The organism is Solwaraspora sp. WMMD937, assembly GCF_029581175.1.
Lineage (GTDB): Bacteria > Actinomycetota > Actinomycetes > Mycobacteriales > Micromonosporaceae > Micromonospora_E.
Genome location: NZ_CP120738.1, coordinates 6469374 through 6490229, shown reverse-complemented (window position 1 = coordinate 6490229; position 20856 = coordinate 6469374). Strand labels below are relative to the sequence as shown.

Here is a 20856-nt window from a genome sequence, read left to right as displayed (position 1 = left end):
CGCACGGACGTGCCCGCGGGGTGGGTCGGCCGGGGCGGTCAGCCGGCCGGTTCGAGCCGTTCGGTGGTCGGCCGATCCTCGTCGACCGGCGGGTAGCCGGCCGCCCAGTCCCGGCGGGAGCGCCAGACCTCGATCCAGTCGACGCCCCGGGACCGGTCCCGGCCGAGCAGCGTCTTGCCCACCGCCCGTAGACCGACCCCGGCGACCAGCAGCCGGACGGCGGTCCAGGCCCGCAGCGGCGACCAGTGCCGCCGGACGTAGGTGGCCTTGCCGCGCAGGATCCGGATCCGTTGCCCCTCGGAGCTGGACGAGGCACCGACCAGGTGCACCACCTGAGCGGTCGGGGTCAGCACCGGGCGGGCACCCAGCACCCGGGCCCGGGTGCTGAGGTCGATGTCCTCGCTGTAGAGGAAGTACTGCGGGTCGAAGCCGCCGAGTCGGCCGAACAGGTCCCGCTCGATGAGCAGCATGCAGCCGGACAAAGCCGGCACCTCGCGTACCGACTTGCGGTCGTAGCCGGGCAGCGCTTCCGGATCCGCCCAGGCCCGGCCGCGGAACGCGGTCGACAGCCCGCTGGCGAAGCCGAAGATGCTCCACACCGTGGGCATGCCCCAGCAGGAGTAGTTGTCGTCGGTGCCGTCGGGGTGCAGGGTTCGTCCGGTGTACAGGCCGTGACCGGGGTGCTGGTCGGCGAAGGTGACCAGTTCGGTGACCGGATGGCCGACCGGAACCGTGTCCGGGTTGAGACAGAGCAGGTAGCGCCCGGTGCTGACCGCCGCCCCACGGTTGATGCCTCGGCCGAAACCGACGTTTTCCGTCAGCCGTACCAGGCGGACCTGCGGGAACCGGTCGGCGATGGTGTCGGCGGAACCGTCGGTGGAGGCGTTGTCGACCACCACCACCTCCGCTGTGACGTCCGGGGTCAGGCTCGCGTACAGCTCGGTCAGGCAGCGCACGATCAGCTGGCTCGTGTTGTACGAGACGATGACGACCGAGACGTCGGGGCGGCTCACGGGCGGTTCCCGGAGCCGACCGGGTCGGGACGGTTGGCGTCCCGGTTGTCCTGGCTGTCCTGACTGCCCCGGGGGGCCGGGATGTGCCGGGTCGGCGGGAGCGCCGGCACGCTGCCGGTGTTCGTCGCCTGGTCACCGCGCCGCCACCGGGTTCGGACGCTGCCGCCGAGCAACTGCAGCGCGAACGGTACGTCGTGCAGCAGGTAGCGGCGGGTGAGCCGCTGTGGCTCGCGGAGCAGCCGGTGCATCCACTCCAACCCGGTGCGCTGCATCCACCGGGGGGCCCGACGGTGTACCCCGGCGACGAAACCGATCGCCGCTCCGCAACCCATGAACCAGGTGTTCGGCAGCATCGGCCGGAGCCGGGCGATGAGCCGTTCCTGTTTGGGGAAGCCGAGCCCGACGAAGATCAGGTCCGGTCGGGCGGCGGCCACCTCGGCGCAGATCTGGGTGAGTTGCTCCTCGGACCGGTCGAACCCGAACGGCGGGCTGAGCTGGCCGGCGATGGTGAGCTGGGGAAACTCGCGGCGGAGTACGGCGGCGGCCTGCACCGCCGTGCCTGGCTCGCCACCGAGCAGGTAGACCGACCGGCGCTGCTCGCCGAGCGCCCGGGACAGGCTCCAGATCAGGTCGGACCCGGGGACCCGGGCCGGCAGTGGGTCACCGCTGATCCGGCTGGCCCAGATTAGTGGCGCACCGTCCGCGACTACCAGAGTTGATGACTCTATGTGTCTGTGGCACTCCTCTTCGCGGTTGGCGCGGCGCAGAATATCCACATTTGGGGTGATGATCTGGCCGCCGGTTCCGGCGTCCAGTGCGGCGACGACGTGGCGGATGACGTCTTCTTCCCGAACGGGATCAAAAGCGACATTGCTCAGAGTGATCCGATGCCTATTTGCGGTAACGGGGTACTGGTCACGAGGCACAAGCTGCACCGTACTCGGCGTAGTGGTCCACCGGATGGGCCAATCGGTGTCAGCTAGGCGATAGTGAGGTTGCCCATTCGACTGGTTGTCGCATCGTCCGTGAATGGAAGCATCGTGGTTGTGCAGATTACCGTCATCATGCCGGCCTTCAACGAGGAAGAAGGGATCGGCCCGGTCTTGCGTGCAATGACCGAATCGCCGTCCTTCGGGCCGGACGTCGAGATCATCGTGGCCGCCAACGGCTGCACCGACCGGACGGCGGCGGTCGCCCGGTCCTGCGGCGCCCGGGTGCTGGAGATCGCCACGCCGTCGAAAATCGCCGCGCTCAACGCCGCCGACGAGATTGCCGGGGGAGACGTCCGGATCTACCTGGATGCGGACATCGCGGTATCGGTGGAACTTCTACGCGCGCTCGCCGCCGTGATCGCCGAACCCGGCGTGGAGGCGGCGGCGCCGCGACCGGTGATCGACACCTCGGCGAGTACCTGGCCGGTGCGGGCCTACTACGCGATCAATGCGCGGTTGCCGATATTCAGCGGCCGCCTCTTCGGTCGTGGGTTGATCGCAATCTCCGCCGCTGCGCGGGCGCGATTCACCAATTTTCCGGACATTATCGCCGACGACATGTTTCTCGACGCAGTGGTCAGAGCCGACGAAAAGCGGGACGTTGACCTGCCCGTACGGGTGGTGGCACCACGGCGTACGGGTGAGTTGGTCCGACGAGTGGCCAGGTCCCGGGCCGGTAACGCGGAGTTCTGGGAGTTTGTCCGGACGGATCCGCGGGGCGCCGAGTTGGCACTCGATCCGGTGCCCGGTTCCCGTCCGTGGTCCTGGTTGCGGAGGGTCGTACTCACGGCGCCACACCTTGTTCCGGCCGCGTTCTGTTATGTGGCGATCACCGTTGCTGCAGAGTTAAGGCGGCGTTCTCCTGGTTGGAGCGTGCGCTCCGGTTGGGGACGGACCACTGCCGGTGTGCCGACCGGTGGTCCCGCTGATCCACATTCCGCGGTCGACGCCTCCGGAGCCGGCCCGAGCGGCCGGTAAACGATCTCGATCTGTCGATGTTCGAGGTGAGCGGATTTCATCATTCACGTTCGCTGCGGGTGAGCTCAGGGTCGTGCCGGCTTGCCATAAGAGAGCATTAAGTTCCTTGGGAAGGTTCGTGGCCTGGGTTAACGTCAGCCTCGGTCCCGATGGGGCGGCGTAGCGCGCTGCGATCGGTCGGGACGGGGAGTGCCTGGGGGAGATCCACCGAACGTAGTACCGACAACGGACCATGTCCCGAGAGGTGTACATCTCGTGGTAAGCAAGGATTCTTTCGAGCCGGACGGGGGGCGGGACGAGCCGTTCCCGGGGTCGTCCACGGGTAGTTCGTCCGGTTTGCCCGGATCGCCGCGCGCCCGGCGGCCCGGTCGTCCGTCGCCACGTCCCGTCGCTGACCATGGGCCGGGCCCGGCCGGCCGGCACGCGAGCGTGGCCGGGTCTGGTCGTGGCCGGCGTCGGATGCTGCGTCGTCCGACCGGTCGGCGCGGCCGGCTGATGATGATCGGCGCGGTGGTGTTCAGCTTCCTCGCCACCGCGACGGTGGTCACCGCCTCGGTCGCCGGGGAACAGGTCGACGGCTATACGCTGTTCGCCGAGGCGGACGTGTCCCGGGTGCCGATCGACCCGGACACCCGGCCGGTGGAGCTCGGTGTGCGCTTCACCGCCGACCGCGACGGACTGGTCACCGCGGTGCGGTTCCTCAAGGCCAAGGGCGACCGCGGCGGACACCGGGTCAACCTGTGGTCCGCCGACGGCAAGCGACTGGCGACCGCCGTACCGAAACGGGAGTCCCGCTCCGGGTGGCAGCACGTCGCGTTGCCCGAGCCGGTCGAGGTCGAGGCGGGCGAGGTGTACATCGCCTCGTACCACACCAGCCGGTACCGGGCCACCCAGCGTTACTTCGAACGACCGGTGTCCGCCGGTCCGCTGCGGGCCGACGGCACCGCCGGCGTCTACGCCTACGGATCGGGTGGTTTCCCCCGCCAGACCTGGAAGGCCAGCAACTACTGGGTCGATCTCGCCTTCGAGCCGACCGGGTCGCAGCAGCCGGAACCGTCGCCGTCGCCGACTGCCTCCGCTGAGCCGTCGCCGTCGCTGTCGCCGTCGGCCAGCCCGACCGCCACCCCGTCGGCCACCCCGTCGGCCTCGCCGACCGGCGGTACGCCGGCCGTGCTCGACCTGCCCCGGGTGCCGTGGGAAGGCGGCCCCGCGTACTACGCGAACTTCCCGCAGGCCCGTGCCTCCGGCTGGACCGACCCGTCGTTCTTCCCGATCGGCGTCTGGTACGAGGGTGTCTACACCCAGCAGGACATCGACCGGGACAAGGCGGCCGGCCTCAACACCTACGTCATGCTGACCGATCAGTCGGATGTCGCGCTGATCAGGCGCAACGGCATGTACGCCTTTATCCCGCAGCCGTTCAGTGACCGGGGCAACGAGAGCGTCGGCTGGGTGATCGGTGACGAAGCGGATATGTGGGGCGGGCCGGGCAACGGTACGTGGACCGGAAACTACCCCGGCCAGGGCCCGATCTGTACGTCAAGTCGGGACGGCTGCGGGCTGGACGTGATGAAGAAGGAGTCGGGCACCGTTCCGTCCGGTGACCGTGGGTTGCGCTACGCCAACTACGGCAAGGGCGTGATGTTCTGGCAGTCGGACTCCGACGCCGGCAAGTTCGTCAACGGCTTCAGCTCGGTCGTCTCCAACGACATCTACTGGTACACCGACCCGCACGTCTGCACCGCCCCGGCAGAGGGCCCGACGTACGGCGTGAACAAGGACAACTGCCGGCGGGCGGCCAACTACGGGCTGACCATGCAGCGGATGCGTGAACTCGACGCGATGGACGGCAATCGGCAGCCGGTGTGGGCCTTCGTCGAGGTGGGGCACCCGTTCACCGAGGACTGGGCGCCGACCATCACCGGTGAGCAGATCACCGGTGCGGTGATGAACTCGCTGATCAACGAGGCGCGGGGCATCCAGTACTTCAACCACAACTTCGGCGGGTCGTGCATCTCCCAGCACGTGCTGCGGGAGCGGTGCGGTGACGCGGTCCGGCCGGCCGTTGCCGAGGTGAACAAGCGCATCGCCAGCCTGGCGCCGGTGCTGAACACCCAGTCGTACGAGTGGGAGTTCAACAACGGGCTGGACACGATGCTCAAGGCCCACGACGGCTCGTTCTACGTCTTCGCGATGCTCGGCAAGGACACCCCGACCGGCGGCCACTCGCTGGCGCTGCCGCCCGGCGTGACTGGTGACACCGCCGAGGTGCTGTTCGAGAACCGCTCGGTGCCGATCAGCGGTGGTGCGATCCGGGACACCTTCGCGAAGGAACACACGTACCACATCTACAAGATCACGCCGTAAGGCTCGATCCGACGGGCCGGGTGGACGCTGCAGGGCGCCCACCCGGCCCATTGGTCGGTCCCCCTGACGGCCGAGTCTGTGCTGTCGTGTTGGCGACTCTCGGCGTGGCTCGGTCGTTCGGTGCGGCGTTACAGGACATATGTCCGGGATGGGGCGGCGGTCGGAGGCTTGCGGAGGCGCCGCGCCCGGCCGGACACTGAACCCGGCGGAGGGCTCGACGTGCCACGCCGTACCTTCATGCTTCTCGGCTGGCCATACGATGGAAGACGAGCGCCCCGACCTCGCCACCCAATGGAAGGACAGCAGTGGACTTTTGGGATCTCACCAAACTGCTGTTCCGGCGCTGGTACGTCGCGACGCCGCTGCTGCTCATCTCGGTAGCGGCTGCCGGATGGACCCGGATGAGCGTCGAACCGGACTATATCGCGACATCCTATGTTCAATTGATCCCGCCCACCGCCGCCAACACAGCCCCGGATGAGGATGCCCCGGTTACGCCCCGTAACCCCTGGTTGGAGCTGGGGCTGGGATCGCTGAGCCGGGCCGCTGCCCTCACCGTGCAGGACCAGGCCGTGCTCAAGCAACTGGACGCCGCCGGCCTCAGCGAGAACGTCGCGATCACCCTCGACAACCAGCAGCCGATCATGACGATCGAGGTGGTCGGCGAGTCCGAGGACCAGGCCACCGAGACGACCGAGGAGGTCGTCCGCCGGTTGGAGGCGAGCGTGGTCGGGCTGCAGGCCGACTACGGCGCGAGCGAGGAGAGCTTCATCACCGCTCGCCGTCTCGACCGGGGCGACAACATCCAGGAGGCCAACTCCAAGGTCAACCGGGCGATGATCGCGGTCGCCGGGGTCGGCGTCCTGCTCAGCGCGGCGCTCACCATCGGGATCGACGGTCTGCTGCGGCGCCGCCGGCCGCGACCTGCGGCCGGTGTGCCAATCACCGCTGGCACCGATGAGAGGATCGCCATCCCACCGATGGCCGGGCGGGTCGATCAGACCCGGTCGGTGTCGCGCCCGCAACCGGTCCCGCACCAGAGGGCGAGCGATCGCGACGGCGCGAGCAAGCCCGGCGGTGTCTACAGCTCCGGCAACGCCTCGCAGGGGCGTCAGGAAAGCTCCGGCAACGCCTCGCAGGGGCGTCAGGAAGGCCGGCGGGAGAACCGTCCGGAGGAGCGTCAGGGTGCCGGGTCTTCGCCAGGCGAGGCGCCGGTGGCTGGTAGCGGACTGGCCGGCGGTCAGGTACTGGTCGGCAACGGTTCGTTGACCTTCCGCGCGGTCGACGACCGGGCCGACGGGGCAGGCGAGGAGCGCACCGGATCGAAGCCGGCCACGCCGCAGCCCGGCACGCCGCAGTCGGCCCCCCACCAGCCGCCCGCGTCGTCGGCCAACGACGAGACCGCGGTGATTCGCGCGGTCCGTGACGACGCGACGATAATCCTGCCCAAGGCCGGAGCCGGCCGTGAGCAGTGGACGCCGCCTGAGACGTCCAAGAACGGCAGCCAGGCGCGATGACCGAGGCCAGGACCCGGTGATGTCATCCGGGGTGCACCCGGCAGACCTCGAACCAGCGTGGATCGCCGAGCGCACTTACATCACCCGGCGCCGGCTGACCAGGATCGACGCGCCAGTCATGTTGTCGCTCATGGTCTGCCTGCTGACCCTGATCCCATCGCACCTGATTCTGCCCGGAATGACCGACCTGGGGCGTCCTGCGCTGGTTGTGGCAATTCTGATGTGGTTCTGGTGGATGACCGCCCGGCTCAACTCCCGGTTGGTGCTCACCGGCCCGCAGCCGCTGCGGTGGGCGATCCTGGCTTTCCTGTTGTCGATGCTGCTGTCGTACGCCATCGGGTTCCTCCGTGGTCTGACGGTGATGGAAGCGAACTCGGCGGACCGCTGGATGCTGACTGCGGCGGCGATCTCCGGGGTGATCCTGTTGACCGCCGACGGCATGCCCAACTGGGACCGTCTTGACGGCGTACTGCGGGTGTTTGTCTACTGCTGTGCCTTCGTCGCCGTGGTCGGGCTGATTCAGGCGTTCTTGTACTTTGATCTGACCCAGTACATGCGGGTGCCCGGTTTGCAGATGAAAGGGTGGATCGTCGGCCTGGAGATCCGTGGCGGCGGTGTACGGGTGCCCAGCACAACCTTCCACTACATCGAGTTCAGTCTGTTGATGGCGATGGCGCTGCCGTTCGCGATCCACTTTGCGCGCTTCTCGGCCACTTCCCGGCAGCGGCAGATGTTCGCATTTCTGGCATTGCTCATCGCGGCGGCGATCCCGGCGACGATGTCCCGGACCGGATTCGTGGCGTTGGCGATCGTGTTGCTCGTCCTGATGCCCACCTGGGCGTGGCGGATGCGCTACAACATGATGGCGCTGGGTCTGGTCATGTTCGCCGGAATGGCGGTGGCGAAGCCGTCACTCGTCACCACGATCACCAACATGTTCCTTGGGGCGAGCACGGACCCGAGCATCACCTCGCGGACCGAGCGGTACGAGATGGTCGGGTACTACTTCGCGCAGCGACCGTGGCTCGGCCGGGGGACCGGGACCTGGGTCTCGCCGCAGTACCAGTACCTCGACAACCAGTGGCTCGCCTTCGCGCTCACCAACGGCGTGATCGGGGTCGTGGTCCTCGTCGCGCTGCACGTCACCGCGATCGTCGTCGCGCTGCTCGCCCGGCGCCGGTCGACGTCGGAGCGTGACCGGCACCTCTGTTCCATCCTCGTCGCGGTGCAGCTGGTGGCGATCGCGGCAGGCTTCACCTTCGATTCACTGAGCTTCAGCACCTACGCCACGGCGATGTCACTCATGGTGGGTATGTGTGGTGCGGTGTGGCGACTCAGCCACCCGGCGCTCAAGGTGCGCACGTCGACCCCTCGGTGGTTCGGTTCGTAGCGCCGGCACCGGAGCCCGCGCCCGGGCCGGATCAACCGCCGCCGGTCGTCGATCCGGCATCTCAAAGATCGTCTATCGATTAACTGTGTGAGTGCAGATCATTACGCATTGCCTGGGGCCAGTTGTCCGAATGGGCGATGGGCGGGCTGTCCGGGTCGCGCCGAGGGTCAGATACATGCCCGGTTGTGAGCTTGACTCACGCTGGTAGCGTCGGCGCTGCGTAGCTGGGGGAGGCACGCGGTATCGCGTCGGGCTGGCTCCTGAAGGGACATTCGGTGAGGGCGGGCGTATTTAAGTTTTTTGATCGTGGCAGTCGGCACTTCGTCGCCGTCGCGACCGCCATCGTCATGATGGCGACCCTGATGATCGCGATGCCAGCGGCATCCGCGTCCACTGATCCGTGCGCGCCTCCGGTCAACGTGATTGCCTGTGAGAACAGCAAGTCGGGAACGCCGAGTTCGGTGTGGGACATTTCCGGGGTCGGCGATCCCACGATCCAGGGCTTTGCGACCTCGATAAGCGTGAATGTAGGGGAACAGATCGGCTTCAAGGTGCGCACCGAGGCGTCCGCGTACACGATCAAGGTCTACCGGCTCGGCTGGTACGGCGGCGACGGCGCACGGGAGTGGGCCACGCTGACCCCGAGCCTGCCGCTGGCGGCCAACACCGACGCGGACTGCGTGCGCGCCACCGACTCCCAGATTTTCGACTGCGGCACCTGGCAGGTCGGCGCTACCTGGAACGTGCCGGCCGACGCCGTCTCCGGGGTCTACATCGCCCGACTCATTCGCTCGGACACCGGCGGTGACAGCCACATCCCCTTCATCGTGCGAGATGACACCAGCACCTCGCAGTTGGTGTTCCAGACCTCGGACACCACCTGGCAGGCGTACAACCGCTACGGCGGAGCGGACTTCTACTGGGGCGAAGGTCCGGCGTACCGCGCCTACAAGCTGAGCTACAACCGGCCGTTCGCCACCCGCGGCGCTCAGCAGGGGCGCGACTTTCTCTTCGCCAACGAGTATCCGATGATCCGCTTCCTGGAGCGCAACGGGTACGACGTCAGCTACGTCAGTGGGCTCGACGCGGACGTGCGCGGTGAACTGCTGCTCAACCACGAGGTGTATGTCTCCGTCGGGCACGACGAGTACTGGTCCCCGCAGCAGCGGGCCAATGTCGAGGCGGCCCGCGACGCCGGAGTGCACCTGGCGTTCTTCACCGGCAACGAGGTCTACTGGAAGGTCCGCTGGGAGGACAGCGTCGACGGTGACGGTACGCCGTACCGCACCCTGGTCTGCTACAAGGAGACCTGGGACAACGCGCGGATCGACCCGTCAGACGAGTGGACCGGCGTGTGGCGTGACCCACGCTTCCCGACCGGAGAGGTGCGCGAGCCGGAGAACGCCCTGGTCGGCAACCTCTACATGGCCAACAACACCGACCTGGCCATGCAGGTCCCCGCCGAGCAGGGCCGGCTACGGTTCTGGCGACACACCGGCGTGGCCGAGCTGGCTCCGGGCCAGACCGCCACCCTGGCGCCACACACCGTCGGCTACGAGTCCAACGAGGACCTGGACAACGGCTTCCGACCGGCCGGCACCTTCCGGCTCTCCACCACCACCGGTCATACCCCCGAGTACCTGGTCGGCTACGGCCCGGAGAACAAGCCGGGGGAGACCACCCACCACATGACCATGTACCGGGCACCGAGCGGTGCGCTGGTCTTCGGGGCCGGCACCATCCAGTGGGCGTGGGGGCTCGACGCCTACCATGACGGTGGCTCGGGCGCGCCCGCCGATGACGCGATCCAGCAGGCCACGGTCAACCTCTTCGCCGACATGGGTGCGGCGCCGACCACCCCGATGAGCGGCATCGTGGTGACCAGCCAGTCCGCCGACGCGCTGGCACCCACCGTGACGATCACCGGACCGACCGACGGCAGCTCCGTGGCCCACGGCGCGCCGGTGACGGTCACCGGCACCGCGTCCGACGCCGGCGGCGGGCTGGTCGCCGGCGTCGAGATCTCCACCGACGGCGGCGACACCTGGCACCCGGCCACCACCGGTACGCATTCCTGGACCTACGATTTCCTGCCCACCGACACCGCCGCACACGTGGTGCTGGCGCGGGCAGTCGACGACAGCGGCAACCTCGGCGCACCGTCCGATCCGGTCGCCCTGTCGGTCTCCGGACCGTACTCGCTGTTCGGCCAAGCGGTGCCGGACACCAAGGCGTTCGTCGAGACCGACAATGGCAGGCCAGACGGCGAGCCGCTGAGCACTCAGCCGGCGGTCGAGGTCGGGGTGCGGTTCACTCCTCAGATCGACGGTCTGGTCACCGGACTGCGCTTCTACAAGGGCGAGGGCAACGGTGGCGAGCATCGTGGCACGCTCTGGACCAACGGCGGTTCAGTGCTGGCCACCGCGGTGTTCACCGACGAGACCGAGACCGGCTGGCAGCAGGTGAGTCTCCCGACCCCGGTCCCGGTCTCCGCCGGTACCAGCTACGTGGTCTCCTACTTCGCACCGCAAGGGCGGTACGCCAGCGACGGCGGCTACTTCCTGACCGATCACGTCTCGGGACCCCTCCTGGCGCCCGCCACTGCAGGCACGGTGGGCAACGGTGTCTACCGGGAGGACGGACCCGGCTTCCCGAACAACTCGTGGGGTTCGACGAACTACTACGCCGACGTGACCTTCGTGACCGCCGACGACGCACCGCCCACGGTGTCGTCGACGGTGCCGATCGCGGACGCGGCGAACGTTCCGGCGGATGTGACCCCGTCGATCGTGTTCAGCAAGCCGGTCGACGAGACCACCATCGAGTTCACACTGGCCGGCCCGGCCGACGAGCCGGTGGCGGGTGCCGTCAGTTACGACGGTGCGGCCCGTCGGGCCACCTTCACCCCGGTGGTGCCGCTGACCGAGCAGACCGCCTACACCGCGACGGTGACCGCGCGCGACGAGGCCGACGTGCCGATGAACGCGCCGTACTCGTGGTCGTTCACCTCGACCTTCTCCGATCAGGTGGTGACCCTGTTCGAGCCGGACGCGGTTCCGCAGCAGTCCTCGGTCGGGGAGAGCGACCCGGTGGAGGTGGGCGTCAAGTTCACCCCGTCGGTGGACGGTGAGCTGGTCGGGATGCGGTTCTACCGGGGGCCGGGGAACGTGGGTAGTCAGGTCGGCAGGTTGTGGCCGGTCGGTGGTGGTGCGCCGTTGGCGGAGGTGACGTTCCCGGAGGGTGAGGGTACGGGTTGGCAGGTGGCGGCGTTCGCTGAGCCGGTGGCGGTGTCGGCGGGTACGACGTACGTGTTGTCGTACTACGCGCCGAACGGCAACTACGCCTACGACCCCGGATTCTTCGACTCCGGCTACAGCCGTGGCCCGCTGACCGCCACCGCGGAGAACAACGGTGTGTTCAACTACACCGCCGGTGGTGGCTTCCCGACCCTGACCTACGGTGCGGCGAACTACTGGATCGACCCGTACTTCCTGCCGACCGGTGACGGTTCGTCCCCGTCTCCCTCCCCGTCGCCGTCCGGTCGGCCGGACGAGAGCGGACCGGCGGTGACCGCGACCGTGCCGACACCCGGTTCCACCGGGGTGGCTGCCGAGACGGTGGCCTCCGCACACTTCGACATCGACATCGACGAGTCGTCGCTGGAGTTCGAGCTGGTCGACGCGGCCTCCGAGCCGGTCGCCGGCACGGTCGCCTACGACGGCGCGACCCGGCTCGCCACGTTCACCCCGTCGACCGCGCTGCGGTCGCTGCACACCTACACCGCATCGGTGCGGGCCAGCAGCGACGGGACGACGATGGCGCAGCCGTACACCTGGTCGTTCACCACGACCTACGGCGACGACGTGGTGACCCTGTTCGAGCCGGACGCGGTTCCGCAGCAGTCCTCGGTCGGGGAGAGCGACCCGGTGGAGGTGGGCGTCAAGTTCACCCCGTCGGTGGACGGTGAGCTGGTCGGGATGCGGTTCTACCGGGGGCCGGGGAACGTGGGTAGTCAGGTCGGCAGGTTGTGGCCGGTCGGTGGTGGTGCGCCGTTGGCGGAGGTGACGTTCCCGGAGGGCGGCGTCACGGGCTGGCAGTCGGCGGCGTTCGCCGAGCCGGTGGCGGTGTCGGCGGGTACGACGTACGTGTTGTCGTACTACGCGCCGAACGGCAACTATGCGTTCGATGGCGGTTTCTTCGGCTCCGGCTACAGCCGTGGCCAGTTGAGCGCCCCGGCGGGGGACAACGGGGTCTACCGGTACGGTTCCGGCGGTGGGTTCCCGACCGGAACGTACAACTCGGCGAACTACTGGGTCGACCCGCTGTACATACCCGGTGACCCCGACGCCGACCCGACGCCGACCCCCAGCCCGTCACCGGCAGGACCGTCGCCGTCGCCGTCGACCGAGCCAAGTCCGACCGCGGAGCCGACCCCGACCGGGTCGCCGTCGCCGAGCCCCGAACCGACGCCGAGCCCCGATCCGTCGGCGCCGCCGGTCAGCATCTTCGGCCCGGAGGACGTGCCCGCCGCGGTGAACTGGGCCGACGAGGACGCGGTCGAGGTGGGGGTGCGGTTCCGCTCCGACGTCGCCGGTCAGGTCACCGGTGTCCGGTTCTACAAGGGCCCAGCCAACACCGGGACGCATCGCGGGTCGCTCTGGACGGCGGACGGTGTCCGGTTGGCGACGGCGGTGTTCACCGACGAGACGGAATCCGGTTGGCAGACGGTCACCTTCGATCAGCCGGTGCCCATTGTGGCGAACACCACCTATGTGGCCTCATACCACACGTCGGTCGGCCAGTACGCCGTGACCGCCAACCAGTTCGCCGAAGCCGAGCTGGACCGCTCGCCACTGCATGTGCTGGTCGGCGGGGGTGTGTACCACTACGACCCGTACGGCTGGGTGTTCCCCGGCCAGTCGGTCAACCACAACTACTGGGTAGATGTCGTGTTCACGCCTAACTCTTGAGGACAGTCGCGGCGAAGCCGTTGAATCATCGGCAGGGCGGCTTCGCCGCGATTGAAAGGGACACTAGGTGCGTATCCTCACTTGCCTGCACACGATGGAGATCGGCGGGAGCCAGATCAACGCCATCGAGATCGCGGCGACAGTGGCCGGGCTCGGGCACGAGGTGATCATCTACGGCCCGGACGGCGAGCTGCGGAGCATGGTCGACGAGTGGGGCCTGGAGTTCGTCCAGGCACCACCGAAGGGCGAGGCACCGTCACCGCGCAACGTCGCCGCCATCGCCGACGTCGTCCGGCAGCGCCGCATCGACCTGGTCCACGCCTACGAGTGGGCACCCAGCCTGGAGGCAGCCTACGGCGCGTACCTGCGCCAAGGGGTGCCGCTCGTGGTGACTGTGCTCTCCATGGAGGTCCCGGCCTGGGTGCCCCGGCACCTGCCACTGATCGTCGGCACCGAGCAGATCGCCGCCCAGGAACGCCCACACCGGACCGAGGTGCACGTCATCGAACCGCCTATCGACACCGACGCCAACGCCCCGGTCACCGATCCCGGTCCGGCCCGGCGTGCCCTCGGCATCGCCGCCGACGAGATCGCCGTGGTGTCGGTGTCCCGGTTGGCGGCGGCGCTCAAACTCGAAGGACTGCTCGCCGCGACCCGGGCGATGGTCGGCATCGACCCGGCGCTGCGGATGCGGCTGCTGATCGTCGGCGACGGCGAGGCCCGCGCCGAGATTCAGCAGGCGGCCGACAAGGCCAACGCCGAGCGGGGCGCAGAGGTGGTCACCCTCACCGGCGCGATGCTCGACCCGCACGACGCGTACGCCGCCGCCGACATCGTCATCGGCATGGGGTCGTCGGCGTTGCGGGCGATGGCCTTCGCCAAGCCGGTCGTCGTGCAGGGCGAGCAGGGGTTCTGGCTACCGCTCACCCCGCAGACCCTGCCGGTCTTTCTCGACCAGGGGTTCTATGGTCTCGGCGACGGCACCGACGGCACCGGCCGGGTCGCCGACGCGCTCACCGAACTCGGCACCGCCGACCCACGGCAGCGGGCCGAGCTGGGCGAGTTCGGCCGCCGTACCGTCGTGGAGCGGTTCAGTCTGCAGGCCGCCGGCCGGCGGCAGACGGACATCTACGCCCGCGCCGTGGAGCAACGGCTGAACCTGCCGCGCCGGGCCGGAGCCATGGCCCATCCGACCGCCCATCTGCTCAACTTCAAGGCGAGTCTGGCCCGGCAGCGGTTCGCCGCCGGGCGGACCGCGGCCGGGAGCGGTAGTGACAGCTGACGCAGCCGCACCGGCCCCGCTCGGTGCCAGGGTCAAGCGTGCCCTCGCGTGGAGCACCCTGAACAGCATCGCCCTGCGGATCGGCAGCCTCGGCGTCGGCGTCCTGCTGGCCCGGCTGCTCGCTCCGGAGGAGTTCGGTGTCTTCGCGGTCGCGCTGACCGTGCAGACCATCGTGATGTCCCTGGCCGACCTCGGGATGAGCGCGGACATCATCCGGCACGGGGTGCAGGGCCGAGCCGGCACCGTCACCACCATCTCGTTGCTGACCAGCCTGGGCCTGGCCGGTGCGATGTCGCTGGCCGCCGGGCCGGTGTCGGTGGCCATGGACAGCCCGCAGGCCACCCCGGTGGTGCAGGTGATGTCGTTGACTTTGGTGCTCAGCGGCCTGTCGGTGGTGCCGTACGCGGTCATGCAGCGGGAGTTCCGGCAACGGGCCCAGCTCGGCCTCGACGGTGCCAGCCTGGTGGTGAGCACCACGGTCACGGTCGCTCTGGTGCTGCTTGGGTTCGGCGCGATGTCGCTGGCGATCTCCCGGGTGGTCGCGCAGTCGATGGTCACCGTGCTGCAGTTCGTGCTGACCCGGTCCCGGCCGACGTTCGGGTTCGACTCGGCGGTGGCCCACAGCCTGATCCGGTTCGGCGTGCCGTTGGCCGGCGCCAACGTACTGTCCTGGGTGGTGATGAACGTCGGTCACCTGACCGTCGGCGCCACCGCCGGAACGGTGATGCTCGGCCTCTACACCCTGGCGTTCAACATCTCCACGTGGCCGATGAGCGCCCTCGGGGTGGCGATCCGGGCGGTGGCGCTGCCGGCCTTCGCCACCGTGACCGACCCCCGGCGTAAGGCTGCCGGATTCGTCTCGGCCGCCGCGTTGACCTGGACCGTCGCGCTGCTCGTCGGCGTACTGCTGTCCGGGTTGGCCAGTGTCGTGGTGCCGTTGCTGTACGGTCAACGCTGGTCGATGGCGGCCGACGCGTTGGCCGGTCTGGCCTTCTTCGGGGCGTTCCGGGTGCTGTTCGACCTGGTGGCGACCTACCTCATCGCAGTCGGCGCGAGCCGGGCGTTGTTCGTCGCCCAGGTGGTCTGGCTGGTCGCGCTCTTCCCCGCAGTGATCCTCGGCGTGCGCTGGTACGGCCTGGTCGGTGCCGGGTTCGGGCATGCGCTGGTCTGCGCGCTGATCATCCTGCCGATGTACGCGTTCGCGCTGCGTCGGCACGGCGTCCGACTGCGGGCGTTGGCCGGTGCGCTGGTGCTGCCGCTGGCCGTGGCGGTGCCCGCGGTGGCGCTCGGCCTGCTGATGGTGCGTACCGTGCCGGGCACGCTGTGGCAGTTGCTGGCCGGTGGCGCCGTTATGACCGTGGCGTTCGCCGGGCCGTTGCTGCCCTGGCTGCGGCGCCGACTGCGGGACCTCAAGGCGGCCGGCCAGGTCGCCGACCAGCCGGGCGGCGGCGAGCCAGCCGACCGTGGATCGAGTGACGGCGGCCCGGCCACCGGTCCGCCCCCGCCGGTGCCGCCTGCCCCGACGACGCCGCTCGCCACGGCGGTCCGACCCTGAAAGAGGTGTACGTGTCTCTGCCAGCCCGCCGCGCGCTGCCGCCCCGCACCCGGGTTCCGGCACCGGTCCCGGCCGGTGATCCGGCCCGTACGCCACGGGTGTCGGTGATCATCCCGAGCTACAACTACGGGCGGTTCCTGCCGTCGAGCATCGGCAGTGCGCTCGCCCAGCAGGGCGTCGAGGTCGAGGTGGTCGTCGTGGACGACTGCTCCACCGACGACACCCGGCAGGTGCTGACCACCCTCCGGGCCGACGAACCTCGGCTGGTCGTGGTGCACAACGAGACCAACCACGGGCCCTGCGTGGCGTTCAACGACGGGTTGGCGGTGGCGACAGGGGAGTTCGTCGTCCGACTCGACGCGGACGACCTGCTGACCCCGGGGGCGCTGACCCGCGCGACGCGGCTGTTCGACGAGTTCCCCGAGGTCGGTCTGGTCTACGGCCATCCGGTGCACTTCCACGGGGCGGTGCCGACCGAGTTCCGGTCCGAGGTCACCGGTTGGACGATCTGGTCCGGTGAGGACTGGATCGCACAGCGGTGCCGGTTGGGCGTCAACTGCATCACCACTCCCGAGGCGGTGGTCCGGGCCAGCGTCTACGCCGAGGTCGGCCCGTGGGACAGCCGGATGCGCTACGCCTGCGACATGGAGGCCTGGATGCGGGTGGCGGCGGTTTCCGACGTCGGTCACGTCGACGGTGCCGATCAGGCCTGGCACCGGGAACACGCGGCCAGCGTCAGCGTCACCGCCGCGTCCGGCCGGCGGACCGACCTGATCGAGCGGCGGACCGCCTTCGACGTACTGTTCGACGGTCCCGGCGGCAAGCTGCCCCGGGCCCGGGAGCTGCACGACCTGGCCCGTCGGGCGTTGGCCACCGAGGCTCTCGAATCGGCATGCCACGCCTACGACCGGCGGCTGACCGACCGCGAGCCGGTCGAGTGGTACGTGGAGTTCGCCCGGGAGACGTATCTGGCCGCGGAGCAGTTGCCGCACTGGGCTGGGCTGCAGCGGCGCCGGGCGGTCGGTGCGCGGTTCGCCCCGCTGGTGCCGGGCTTCGCCGCCAGCGTGGTGCAGCGTCGACTGCGCAACGACGCCCGTTACCGCACCTGGATCCGGCACGGCATCTGACGACCGAGCGGGTTGCGGCCCCGGTGACGGGCAGGGGACCGGCGGGGCGGCGGGCCGTGCGGACCGGTCAGCCGGGGGTCAGCAGCGGGTGGTAGAAGGCGGTCAGGTCTTCGCGTAGGCCGGCGACGGTGTAACGGTCCTGCACCGCCGCCGAAGCGGCACCCGCCCGCCTGGCCAGCTCCTCCGGCTGGGTGACCCAGGTGGCGCAGGCCTGCTCGACGGCTCGGGCGAAGGCCAGCAGGTCACCATCGGGCACTGGCGCACAGTGGGCCGGGTCGAAGAACTCGCGGCCGGCCAGGCCGGGGTAGCCGACCACGTACGCGCCGCAGGACATCGCCTCGGCCGGTGGCATACCGAACCCCTCGCGGTCACTGAAGCTCAGGAAAATGGCGCAGTCGCGCATGATCTCCGCGGTCTGTTGCTCGGTGCGTCCGGCGATCCGGGTGACCTCCCAACCGTCCAGCACCCGGCGGGACCGCAGGATGTGCAGCAACTGGTCGCGTTCGTCGGCCCGCCGGTGCCCGACGTACGCGATGTGCCGTCGCCGGGGCCAGCTGCCGAAAGCGAACACGTCGGGGTCGATCACGTTGCGGGTCAGCCGGACCGGGATGTCCGGGAAGGCGTGGCTGAGCAGCTCGACGTTGTCGTGCGAGACGGCCAGCAGCGCGGTCATCCCGGGCAGGTCGGCGTAGGGCGCGCCGGGGCGGGTGTCCGGGTACGGGATGTGGTCGAAGGTGTCGTACGCCCGTTGGTTGAACACCACGAGGCGCGGCCCGCGCGGGATCGTGGTCAGACCGGGTCCGTACCACTCGGGGACGACGAGGATGTCGGTCGGGCCGAGGGTGGCGTTCGCGGCCGCGACGACGGGCGTCTGGTTGGTGAACCAGGTGCAGCGGAACGCCGGGTCCTTGTGCATGACGTACGCCCGGATGCCCATGTCGTTGAGCAGGTCGACATGGCGATAGATGACCCGTACCCCGCCGCTGGGCTGTGGGTTGTCCGGCGCGAGGTAGTAGACGGTCGGTGTGCCGGTCCGTACGTCGGTGGTCCGGAAGGTCGGGACCTGCCGCCGGTTGAGCTCTGCCGCGGTAAGGCGGGACCGGACCAGGCCCTTGGCCTGGTCCGCGAGACGGTTGATCACGTGAGAACTCCGTGCAGCGGGGGTCGGGGTACCGGCGTGATCGTACCCGGCCGCTACCACCGCTTCGACTACTGTCGGTTGCCGGACAGGCGGCCACCGAACACGGACTGTAGTGGGCAAAGCGGGCAGTTGTCGACGCCGGCTGTTGTTAGCATCGGATGTTCCGCTCAGGGTGGTTGTCCGACTACTGCTGGTCGGCACCCCCCTCGGTGCTGGCAGGTACCGTTCGAAAGGTCGTCCATGGTCGTCGCTACCGGACCCCACCGCCCGCGCCGGCGCTGGATCCTGATCGCCAGCGTCGTCGCCGGCGCGCTCGTCGTCGCCGGTACAGCGTGGGCGATCGGTGGCACCGTCCGCGGTCCGGTCGCCGCCGGGATCGCCCCCGGTACGGTCGCCACCGCGGGTGGCGCCGGCGCGACGCTGCGCCCGGTCGACGGCGGCCCGGACTTCTACGACCGCTTCTCCCCATCACTGCCCACCAGTCCCGAGTTCTTTCCGATCGGCGTCTGGCTGGAAAGCGTCACCGACCCCGCCGACACCGCCAAGGACGTCGAGATCGGCCTCAACACCTACGTCGAGCTGACCGGCACCACCAATCTCGACCTGGTCCGGGCCGCCGGGATGCACACGATCACCAGCCCGATCGGCGAACACGGTGACGAGACCGGCGGCTGGCTGATCTCCGACGAGGCCGATATGTGGGCCGGGCCTGGCGACGACCCATGGACCGGCAACTTCCCGGGGCAGGGCGACATCTGCCAACCGTCCGACGGCGAGTGCGGCTACACCGTGCAGCGTGACATCCTCGACCGGCTGCCGGACGACCAGCGGCTGCGGATGGTCAACTACGGCAAGGGCGTAGCGTTCTGGCAGAGCGACGCCGATGCCGCCCGCTTCGTCAACGAGTTCGCCGACGTCGTGTCGGTCGACACCTACTGGTTCACCGACCGTGGCATCTGCGGGCACAGCGAAGGCGGGCGGTTCTTCGACCCCGACCAGCTCACCACCGTCGACGGAGCCGATCGGTTGCCCGCCGAGCTGTGCCACCGGGCCGCGAACTACGGCCGTACCGTCGACCGGGTCCGGTCCCTGGTCTCGCCGCCCGGCAGCCGACCGGTCTGGAGCTTCGTCGAGGTCGGGCGTCCGTTCAACGAGGAGCACTACCCGACGATCGCCCCGGAGCAGGTCGTCGCGGCGGTCTGGAGCAGCATCATCCACGGTGCCCGGGGCATCGTCTACTTCAACCACAGCTTCAGCGGTCCCTGCCAGAGCCAGCATGCCCTGCGGGAACCCTGCTACGCGCCGGTGCGGTCGGCCGTGGCTGGGGTCAACGACCGGATCACCCGGCTCGCGCCGGTGCTCAACGCCCCGTACGCCGACGGGGTGGCCAGCGTCTCCACCGGAGTCGACCTGGCCACCAAGTGGTACGACGGCCACTTCTACCTGCTCGCCAGCTCGGCCGGCGGCAGCGTCGCCGAGGCGACGTTCCAACTGCCGTGCGTCGGTGACGCCCGGATCACCGTGCTCGACGAGGACCGCACCCTGCTCGCCGACGACGGCCAGTTCACCGACTCGTTCATCGACGGCAACGCCGTGCACGTCTACCGGGTCGACGGCGGCTCCAGCTGCGGCGCGTACTGACCGGTCGCTCAGCCGGTGAGCGCGGTGATCGCCGCGCGGCGCAGCTCCAGCGGCGTCCGCGACTTCGCCGAGATCATCACGGCCACGTCGTCCGGGCCGATCCCGGCGACGAAACGGGCCACCGACGACTCGTCGAGCGGCACCTCCTCCCAGTACGCGTGGCACCGGCTGTCGGTGGTGGCGAACCCGGTCGCGGCCTGACCGCCGAGCACCTCGTCGACGTAGACGCCGTACAGCGTCCACTCGGAGAAGTGCAGCTGTGCCCCGACGACATCGGCCCACCGTCGCCCGGTGACCGACTCGATCCGCTGCAGCAACCCCCGGACGATCACCGGATCCCAGGCAAGCAGGGACGAGACGTAATCCGGGTACGGTGGCGGCTGAGCCGGCAACCCCAGCAACTCGCGGGCCACCTCGTGCCACCGGACATGTCGGGGCAGCCGCTGGTCGACCTCGTCCGGCTGGCGGTAGAACCGTACGACGTCGTCGTGGCGGAAGGTCGCTGCGGAGAACGGCCGGACGAACTCGATGTCCGAGTCGACCAGCACCACGACGTCCGCCGGGATCCGGGCCGCCGCCGACAACTTGATCACCTGCTGCAGGATCCAGCCGCGTAGCGGCGGGAACGGTCGGCGCAGGTTCACCGAGTATTTCGTCCCCGGCAGCGACCGGACCGACGACGGCAGGAACTCGGCCTCGTCGTGCAGCACCGTGCGGTCGCCCCGCAGCGCCCCGAAGCGGGGCAGGTCCGCCCGGGGCACGATGATGTGATGCCGCACCGAGGCGGGGGAGTGGGCCAGCACCGAGCGGTGCAACGCGGCGCACAACTCGAAATCCGGGCCGAAGCTCGGGGTGACCACGGCAAGCTCCGTCAAGATGATCT

The 20856-nt window shown here is 69.4% G+C and carries 13 protein-coding genes; 9 read left to right on the top strand and 4 right to left on the bottom strand.

Annotation, left to right across the window (positions count from 1 at the left end; all coding sequences use genetic code 11):
• Window positions 1-38: 38 nt before the first annotated feature.
• Both O7621_RS28615 and O7621_RS28610 read right to left on the bottom strand, forming a co-directional pair.
• A complete protein-coding gene (locus tag O7621_RS28615) occupies window positions 39-1013 on the bottom strand; it encodes a glycosyltransferase family 2 protein (RefSeq protein ID WP_282232081.1) in 975 nt (324 codons plus the stop codon).
• Window positions 1010-1789, bottom strand: a complete 780-nt coding sequence (locus O7621_RS28610) for a WecB/TagA/CpsF family glycosyltransferase (protein ID WP_282232080.1) — start codon at window positions 1787-1789, stop codon at window positions 1010-1012. The genes O7621_RS28615 and O7621_RS28610 overlap by 4 nt, the downstream gene beginning before the upstream one ends.
• Before the next feature lie 264 nt (window positions 1790-2053).
• On the opposite strand from O7621_RS28610, the gene O7621_RS28605 reads away from it, so the two are divergent.
• The 8 genes from O7621_RS28605 to O7621_RS28570 all read left to right on the top strand — a co-directional run bounded on the left by O7621_RS28605 (window position 2054) and on the right by O7621_RS28570 (window position 17191).
• On the top strand, window positions 2054-2983 hold the full coding sequence (locus O7621_RS28605) for a glycosyltransferase (RefSeq protein WP_282232079.1): 930 nt from the start codon (window positions 2054-2056) through the stop codon (window positions 2981-2983).
• Between the two features lie 459 nt (window positions 2984-3442).
• Window positions 3443-5350 (top strand): DUF4082 domain-containing protein, encoded by a 1908-nt coding sequence (locus tag O7621_RS28600; RefSeq protein WP_282232078.1) that lies wholly within the window; start codon window positions 3443-3445, stop codon window positions 5348-5350.
• A gap of 305 nt (window positions 5351-5655) precedes the next feature.
• The gene (locus tag O7621_RS28595) at window positions 5656-6867 is read left to right on the top strand and encodes a hypothetical protein (RefSeq protein ID WP_282232077.1); all 1212 of its coding nucleotides are present in this window, start codon (window positions 5656-5658) and stop codon (window positions 6865-6867) included.
• Window positions 6868-6886: 19 nt separating this feature from the next.
• Window positions 6887-8257, top strand: coding sequence for an O-antigen ligase family protein (locus O7621_RS28590; RefSeq protein WP_282232076.1), 1371 nt, complete (start codon window positions 6887-6889; stop codon window positions 8255-8257).
• 521 nt (window positions 8258-8778) lie between these two features.
• Complete coding sequence (locus O7621_RS28585) at window positions 8779-13227, top strand: DUF4082 domain-containing protein (RefSeq protein ID WP_282232075.1); 4449 nt, start codon at window positions 8779-8781, stop codon at window positions 13225-13227.
• 67 nt (window positions 13228-13294) lie between these two features.
• Entirely contained in the window at window positions 13295-14509 is a 1215-nt protein-coding gene (locus O7621_RS28580) for a glycosyltransferase (RefSeq protein WP_282232074.1), read from the top strand.
• A complete protein-coding gene (locus O7621_RS28575; RefSeq protein ID WP_282232073.1) occupies window positions 14499-16064 on the top strand; it encodes a lipopolysaccharide biosynthesis protein in 1566 nt (521 codons plus the stop codon). The genes O7621_RS28580 and O7621_RS28575 overlap by 11 nt, the downstream gene beginning before the upstream one ends.
• A gap of 11 nt (window positions 16065-16075) precedes the next feature.
• Entirely contained in the window at window positions 16076-17191 is a 1116-nt protein-coding gene (locus O7621_RS28570; protein WP_282232072.1) for a glycosyltransferase family 2 protein, read from the top strand.
• Window positions 17192-17258: 67 nt separating this feature from the next.
• Here O7621_RS28570 and O7621_RS28565 read toward each other — a convergent pair whose 3' ends face one another.
• Complete coding sequence (locus O7621_RS28565) at window positions 17259-18332, bottom strand: glycosyltransferase (protein WP_282232071.1); 1074 nt, start codon at window positions 18330-18332, stop codon at window positions 17259-17261.
• A 240-nt stretch (window positions 18333-18572) separates the two neighbouring features.
• Here O7621_RS28565 and O7621_RS28560 point away from each other — a divergent pair, with 240 nt between their 5' ends.
• Window positions 18573-19973, top strand: a complete 1401-nt coding sequence (locus O7621_RS28560) for a hypothetical protein (protein ID WP_282232070.1) — start codon at window positions 18573-18575, stop codon at window positions 19971-19973.
• 8 nt (window positions 19974-19981) lie between these two features.
• Here the strand turns inward: O7621_RS28560 and O7621_RS28555 are convergent, their stop codons facing one another.
• The gene (locus O7621_RS28555) at window positions 19982-20848 is read right to left on the bottom strand and encodes a DUF6492 family protein (protein WP_282232069.1); all 867 of its coding nucleotides are present in this window, start codon (window positions 20846-20848) and stop codon (window positions 19982-19984) included.
• Window positions 20849-20856: the final 8 nt, after the last annotated feature.

Coding starts and splice junctions, on each gene's coding strand:
- O7621_RS28600 (WP_282232078.1), top strand. CDS start 3,443: ATGCTGCGTCGTCCGACCGGTCGGCGCGGCCGGCTGATGATGATCGGC.
- O7621_RS28590 (WP_282232076.1), top strand. CDS start 6,887: ATGTCATCCGGGGTGCACCCGGCAGACCTCGAACCAGCGTGGATCGCC.
- O7621_RS28560 (WP_282232070.1), top strand. CDS start 18,573: ATGGTCGTCGCTACCGGACCCCACCGCCCGCGCCGGCGCTGGATCCTG.